Genomic DNA, 6,515 nt, shown 5'->3' with positions numbered 1-6,515 from the left:
CCTTTTTTTGGAATGCCTCGCGCACCATGTCGTGTTCGGTAATTACTCCAACGACTTCGCCAATCTGGTTGCGAACAATCGCCCCAAACATCTTATGATCCAGCAAACGGCCTGCGAAATCGTGGAGGCTTTCTTCTGGTTTGGTGAAGAGCTGGCTTTCAGGGCCAGCGATGAGTGCGGATACGGTTGCCATGAGTCTTCGCCTTTCAAGCTGTTAAAGCGACTATGCGCTCCTTGGCTCGACAACGGCGTCGAGTCGCAGCAGTTAAGACCACAATCATTTGACACGGGTTTTTCCTGAACTTTGAAAATTTGTAAGTTTTGCGAGAGCCTTCAGACATGTAGGAAATCAATCAACGGCGCTGCTCATTTCGCGCTTTTTTAGGAAGTGACAAACACCGATGAAAATTTTGCTGGCAGAGGATGATGCGAAAACATCGGACTATGTTTCAAATGGTCTGCAGGAGTGCGGCTATCAGGTCGACGTTCTCGATGACGGCCGAGATGCGCTGAATTTCTGTCTCTACAATGAATGTGACGTCGTCATTCTGGATCGAATGATGCCGGGCATGGACGGCTTGTCAGTGCTCAAGGCCATGCGAGGGGCTGGACTTGAAACGCCTGTGATTTTCCTCACTGCACTTGGCGATGTTGATGATCGCGTTGCGGGTCTTTCCGCAGGTGGAGACGATTACTTGGTCAAGCCGTTCCACTTCTCAGAACTGCTTGCACGCATACAAGCCCTAACCCGCAGAAAGGGTACGGCAGAGACCACGAAGTTGGTTGTTCACGACCTTGAACTTGATTTACTGTCGCGTACCGCGAACCGGCAGGGCCAAACGATAGAGCTCCAGACCAAAGAGTTCTCGTTGCTGGAAGTTTTCATGAGCAATCCTGGTCGCGTCATTACAAAGACCATGCTTCTGGAAAGGGTCTGGGATTTCACCTTCGATCCACATTCTACCGTGGTCGAAACACACATAAGCAGGCTGCGCGCAAAGATCGACAAGCCTTTCGACACTCCTTTACTCCACACAATTCGCAACACGGGGTATTCAATGCATGGACCGCGCTAGTGTACTTGCCGGTGCTCCATTTAGGACGGCTCTTTATGCGACCGTCCTCTTCGCGCTTGTTTTGTTTGGGGCTGGCCGGTTCGCATACCAGCGCGTGGAGATCGCACTCCAACAAAACCTCGAGGCTCAAATCCTTGAAGAGCAAATACTTTTGCACGAAATTCTGAGAGACGGTGGCGGTGAAGCTCTCGGACGCGCCGTGATCGAGCTAAATAGTCCCCTCTCCTCTCAGCGGCACATGGTCGGCGTGTTTGATGAAAAAGGGCAACACCTCGCGGGCAACATCGATCTCGCACCTGATTTCGTCGGCTGGCAAGTCAGGTCTTCCGGAGAACGGAGCTTTCTCGGCCTAGAGGATGGTCATCTTCTCAATGCATCGCGACAGGACAGTCTTCAGACAGTTGTCGGTCGCTCTCTGGCTCCAAAGAACCAGGCCCTAGCGACTCTCATCGAAGGACTACTTCTTCTGAGCATAGTGGTGCTGTTGACGACACTCTCGCTTGGATATGTACTCAGTCGACGCAACCTGCTCAAGTTGCAAACCATAGAGCAAACTCTCAACCGGGTTTCCTTGGGGGATATGGCAGCTCGATTGCCAGTATCGCAAGCCAACGATCAGATTGATCGGATCGCCGCACAAGTAAACGAACATCTCGAGCAGCTTTCGGCATTGATGACGACGACAAAATCCTCAGTTGTGGCGATTGCACACGACCTCAAAACACCCCTGTCACATGGCTTCATGGCGTTGCAACAAGCGCTCGGCAAACTGGATCGGGCCGAAGACGCCCGCGAAGAACTCGAAAACCTTGAAAGTGAGCTAGAGCGGCTAAGTTCCGTCTTTGATACCATCCTGCGTATTTCTCGTATCGAAACCGCTGGCGCACAGACCTACTTCGACAACATGGATCTCAACGACGCTGTACGCGAAATGCAAGATACTTTTGCTGCCGTCGCCGATGAAAAGGGACAAACTCTTGTCACCGGACCGGGAAACTCAAAGGATGTTTTGATTTGGGGAGATCACAAGATGCTTCTGCAACTCGCCTATAATCTCGTGAAAAATGCCATCGAACATTGCCCCAGTGGCACGAAGATTGAGTTGCTTGCAGACGATCAAGATGGCGCACGTCGACTCATTATCGCTGACGACGGGCCAGGCGTAGCTGATGATTTACGCGCAAGCATCTTCGATCCCTTCTTTCGCACGAGCAGCAGCCGCTCAAGCGGCGGAAACGGCTTGGGGCTGGCTTTAGTACGTGCAATTGCCACCCGTCATGGAGCGAGGGTCAGAGCTTACGACAACGGTCCGGGATTGAGGGTCATCGTTTCTTTCCCGAAAAAGGACAAGCTACACGACATTGCGGCATAGTCTTGAAATGAAACGTCGGGCTCATCGCCTACTACGCAAGGCTGGTTTGTTGCCGAATTTGTATATTTCGGCTCAGATGTGGGCAAAGGCGACAACTTACATACTCGATACAAGCAAATGGCATCTGAAAGGAAACGACATGCGTACTGTATCGATGAAAACCGCTTTGGTCTTTGCCTGTGCCCTGACGGCACTGCCGATGACCAGTGCAGTGGCTGAAACCGCCGACGTAGACTACCCCACCCAAGAGCAAATGCTCAAAACGGCCGACGACGCGCTTGCTGCTATGACGCAGATCCGTGAGGCTCGGATCGACATTCTGGAGAACCGGATTGATGCAGCCAAGACAGCAGTTTCTGATGCAACCCGATCTCTCGCAATGGCAGAGGCCGAATCGTTGCCGATCTCTCCGAGCACTTTTTGATGGAACACGGGTCTGTCGTGATTGAAAACCATCTGAATTTTATCAAAGCATCTTCCTCGCAGCCGTTGGTTTCGCGTAAGACAGCACTCACGTTTCTGAACAGCTCTGCTGCCGACGCTGTGATCCGATGTATCAGCGGTAGCACGGTCATCTCAGCAGCCGACCTGAGAACGATGCCGCTCCCGTGCCCCGGGGAACTCAGTGCACTTGCCTCCCTCGTACTCGAAAACGTCGATAGAGATCTGATTGAGGCCGAGTGCTGGCGGCTCGTATTGCAATCCCCCAAGAAATAGCGCTGGCGAAACAGGTTTTCTCACCGAGATCTCTGATCTGGTTGCCAAAGGTCTGTTTGCGCCAAGAGAGTGGCCCGTGCCGACACAAAGAACGAAACGGTCCCCGGCCGTTTCGGGTTTCATCGCAAACAGATCTCACCGGTTTTTGTGCAACGGAGAACTAGGAAATTTCTCGGCATTTCAGCTTTGAATGATCATCGGCGAAAGAAGGAAGAAGTACTCTGGTAGTTACGTTTTTTGTTTTCCTTCAATCAAACAAAAACTCTGTCCTCCTCCCATTACTTCATAGTAAGGAAACCAAGAAGCTGCGGTTGGTAACCAATTTCCAGAATGCCGGAGTAACCAAAAACTACTCCTTGGTAACCATTTTGCATTGCTTATTGTGCACCCTGTGCACCACGTCGCGGTGCGCCTTATACTTATGTGACCACGGAGAAGTTCTTTGCTGCCCTCGATCTGAAATTGCTTCAGGGTCTGCCGGATCGGTAGCAGCGCCGGTGAAACCCTTTCTTCGCTTAGATCAACTTTGGTTTCGAAACGCTTACAAATGGTAGTTAGAAGAAGAGAATAGCTGTAGTGGATTGAGATTATCCGTGCTTGGAATTGAGATTATAGCCGATTTTGGATCAGATTATTTGAGACTGTAAAGCGCTGTGAGATCACAATATCTGAGACTGAGATCGGATTAATTGCGACGGGATCGCATTGCTGAGACTGAGGTCATAGGCACGAGATCATATCGATAAACCGGCCATGCGCATTTGATCAGCCAGTTCTCGGGTACGCGAGGTATCGAGCTGGCCACTCAGGAAGCGCCGGATTTCGGTTGGTTTGGCCTGCCAATACCTTCACCGAATAGCCTTGACGCGTGAGGCGTGGTTCGAGGTCGTCAAAGTCAGGAGCCAGGGATGCTGACACGATGTCCGAAGTGACGGGTTTCTGACCGATCTGGAACCCTGCCTCGAAGGCGCGGTTCAAATACTCTGCGAACTGCAGGGGCGTAGTCAATCGCTCTGCCATGAGATCAAGCGCTGCGGGTTCGATGGCGTCGCTCACGTCCGCGCCATCCTCAGAGCACTGTTCCAGCAGCCAGTCGAGATATTTGCGCGCATCTTCACCCAGGCCTTCGAAAGGCAGGATATCTGTGCGGTGGCCGATTTCTTCCATGGTGGGGCGGCGCAGGTCATTACGTAGCTTCGGGTGGCCGACCAGGATGACAGATAGATTGCCACTGCCGCGCGCAATGACTTCCATCAACCGTTTCAGGCCAACAAGGGTTTTGCTGTGAAGGTCATGAGCCTCGTCCACGAAGAGGGCGACCGGTTTGCCAGAACGGGCAACGAGTTTTTGCAACTCGCGTTCCCGCTTCTCGCCTTGCGTGGGGATTTTGGGCTCCTTCTCCCGCGACAGGTCATAGAACAGGGCTGCGATCAGTGTTGGCACCGTCGTGCGGGTTTTATCCACGGACAGGCTTTCAGCGACGGTTACTTTCTTCTCGCGGGCAATCTCGTCCTGCAAACGATGGAGGAACACGGTCTTACCAATGCCAACCGGACCGGTGATGGCGACCAGCCGCCCAGCCCCAAGACCGGCGCGGACAGCATGGGTAATGCGCCGATGGTTTTCGGTTTCAAAGAACCCGGCAGTGCGCCAATCCTTGGCGAGACCGTATCGGGCCATGATCTCAGCGTTCAGCATGTCAATTGCTCTCCTCTTTGGTGGCCGGTCTTTTGCCTGAGAGCCGGGCAGTCACTTCTTGTTTGATGATTGTTTTGTCGAGTGTTCGATCTACGAGGGCATTAACGAACGCCAGATCGTCTTCGGCCAAACGCGCAAGCGGTTTGCACAGCAAATCCGCGATACCACGCAGCGCATCCAGACGCCCCTGATAAGTGAACTGACCGTAAGGATCGGGATCAACAAAGGGCTGGCTGTCAAAAAGACAGAACTTCGGCAGAGCGGGCCAACCCGTCGCCAACGCCGCTGAGCGCCGCCCTTGGCACAGAGATTTTCTTCGCCAGATCACCGATCCGGTCCGCGCGTGCCTGGGTCTGTGTTTTTCGTGGCTTGCGGTAGCGATGCAGCGGAATTGGCCCACCTGACGGAAGATACGGGCCGAACCGTTTGTCATTCCATTCGACAAAGAGCTCATGGTCGAACAGGCCCCACCAAAGTGTGACGGTTTCACCAGCAAGATCGGGATCGACTTCGAAGAATGTGCCATCAATTCGGATACGAGCGTCACCGGCAACCTTGCGCGTTTCCGGTTCCCGCGCGAAGGCGCAAAACCGTTCCCAGGAACACATCTGACGGATGCCGGTTGCAGGAAGGTTGCGGACCCAATCCTCAATCCGACTGTGTGGTTCTCGCCGGTGAGGCTTGGCGTTGTACTGGTCAATGAACCGCCAGAGCCAGGCGTTTGCCTCAGCTTCAGTCTCCGGTTTGTGGAAGTGATATAGCGTCTCGTGTGCTTCCTTGATTGTGCGGAACGGACGCTCGACCTTGCCCTTTGAGCGCGCCGTCGGGCGGCGTCCATCGGAACCGGCAGGATCGTGGGTCATAACGCGCACGCCAAGCCGTTCCATGACCGTGTGGAACACGCCGCTTTTAGCAATAGGCCCATTGTCAAGATAGATGGCCTCGGGGATGCCCTGTAAGGCAGGGCCATCGCTGTCCTTCGGAGCCATGGCGTTGAAGAGGAATCTCAGCCCACTTTCGACATCCTCACCGTAGACACAGAGATATTCCTGATAGGACGTGCCAGATCGGTCATCGACCACGCTGAACAGCATCGGTACTGGCAGACCCTTACGGTTCGGGTCGATCCAGGATGGCTGCTCAATTCCCTTGAGATCAGATGGACTGATGTCAAATTGCCAGAGAGCGTTTGATGTCCGCGCTTCAAACCGTACTGCCGCCGGTGGCCGGGTCATGCGGGCGTGGTCATATCCCCAGAGGCGAAGATAGCGATTTACTGTCACCGGATGTAATGTGCCCTCCGGTGCTTTGACCAAACCGTCTGGTGTCTCGACGCCGAAGTTTTCCAGCAACTCAATCGCTCGAGCAGTCGATAGCTTGCGCCCCTTCTTGTTGGAGGTGCGGATTTTCAGCGCCGCGATGATTTCACAATACCGCTCCATGTCTGCACGCGGGGTTTTGCGAGGTTCGCCCCGATCAACCCTGCGCAACCCTTTAGGCGCAATTGAACGGCCAAAGCCCGGTAAACAGTTGCGCGTGATACGCCGTACATATTGGCAGCACCTTCAATGATAATCCGCCTCCCCGGATCGCGCGGTGCAAGATCATCCAGTCTTCGGCGCAGATCGAGCAAAGCCTCTGCCGGTATGACG

General features: G+C 53.7%; 5 protein-coding genes and 1 pseudogene. 3 read left to right on the top strand and 3 right to left on the bottom strand.

The window, feature by feature from the left end; genetic code table 11:
* A partial coding sequence (locus ABJD00_RS17605) for a hypothetical protein (protein ID WP_413859326.1) occupies positions 1 to 193 on the bottom strand: 193 nt, incomplete at its 3' end.
* A 208-nt stretch (positions 194 to 401) separates the two neighbouring features.
* Between ABJD00_RS17605 and ABJD00_RS17600 the strand changes: the two genes are divergently transcribed.
* The 3 genes from ABJD00_RS17600 to ABJD00_RS17590 all read left to right on the top strand — a co-directional run bounded on the left by ABJD00_RS17600 (position 402) and on the right by ABJD00_RS17590 (position 2,872).
* A complete protein-coding gene (locus ABJD00_RS17600; RefSeq protein ID WP_348190464.1) occupies positions 402 to 1,076 on the top strand; it encodes a response regulator transcription factor in 675 nt (224 codons plus the stop codon).
* Positions 1,063 to 2,448 carry an ATP-binding protein gene (locus ABJD00_RS17595; protein ID WP_413849893.1) on the top strand — a complete coding sequence of 462 codons (1,386 nt, stop codon included), beginning with the start codon at positions 1,063 to 1,065 and terminating at the stop codon, positions 2,446 to 2,448. The genes ABJD00_RS17600 and ABJD00_RS17595 overlap by 14 nt, the downstream gene beginning before the upstream one ends.
* Positions 2,449 to 2,587: 139 nt before the next feature.
* Positions 2,588 to 2,872, top strand: coding sequence for a hypothetical protein (locus tag ABJD00_RS17590; protein ID WP_348190470.1), 285 nt, complete (start codon positions 2,588 to 2,590; stop codon positions 2,870 to 2,872).
* Positions 2,873 to 3,930: 1,058 nt separating this feature from the next.
* On the opposite strand, the gene ABJD00_RS17585 is transcribed toward ABJD00_RS17590, so the two are convergent.
* Both ABJD00_RS17585 and ABJD00_RS17580 read right to left on the bottom strand, forming a co-directional pair.
* Positions 3,931 to 4,863 (bottom strand): ExeA family protein, encoded by a 933-nt coding sequence (locus ABJD00_RS17585; RefSeq protein ID WP_348190473.1) that lies wholly within the window; start codon positions 4,861 to 4,863, stop codon positions 3,931 to 3,933.
* A gap of 1 nt (position 4,864) precedes the next feature.
* Positions 4,865 to 6,511 (bottom strand): annotated as a pseudogene (locus ABJD00_RS17580) (IS481 family transposase).
* Positions 6,512 to 6,515: the final 4 nt, after the last annotated feature.

Source organism: Tateyamaria sp. (assembly GCF_039945315.1).
Classification (GTDB): domain Bacteria; phylum Pseudomonadota; class Alphaproteobacteria; order Rhodobacterales; family Rhodobacteraceae; genus Tateyamaria.
This window is presented reverse-complemented; position numbering and strand designations above follow the sequence as displayed.

What these genes read in the sequence shown, in the direction of transcription:
- ABJD00_RS17600 (WP_348190464.1), top strand. Translation starts at nt 402, where the DNA reads ATGAAAATTTTGCTGGCAGAGGATGATGCGAAAACATCGGACTATGTT.
- ABJD00_RS17595 (WP_413849893.1), top strand. Translation starts at nt 1,063, where the DNA reads ATGGACCGCGCTAGTGTACTTGCCGGTGCTCCATTTAGGACGGCTCTT.
- ABJD00_RS17590 (WP_348190470.1), top strand. Translation starts at nt 2,588, where the DNA reads ATGCGTACTGTATCGATGAAAACCGCTTTGGTCTTTGCCTGTGCCCTG.
- ABJD00_RS17585 (WP_348190473.1), bottom strand. Translation starts at nt 4,863, where the DNA reads ATGCTGAACGCTGAGATCATGGCCCGATACGGTCTCGCCAAGGATTGG.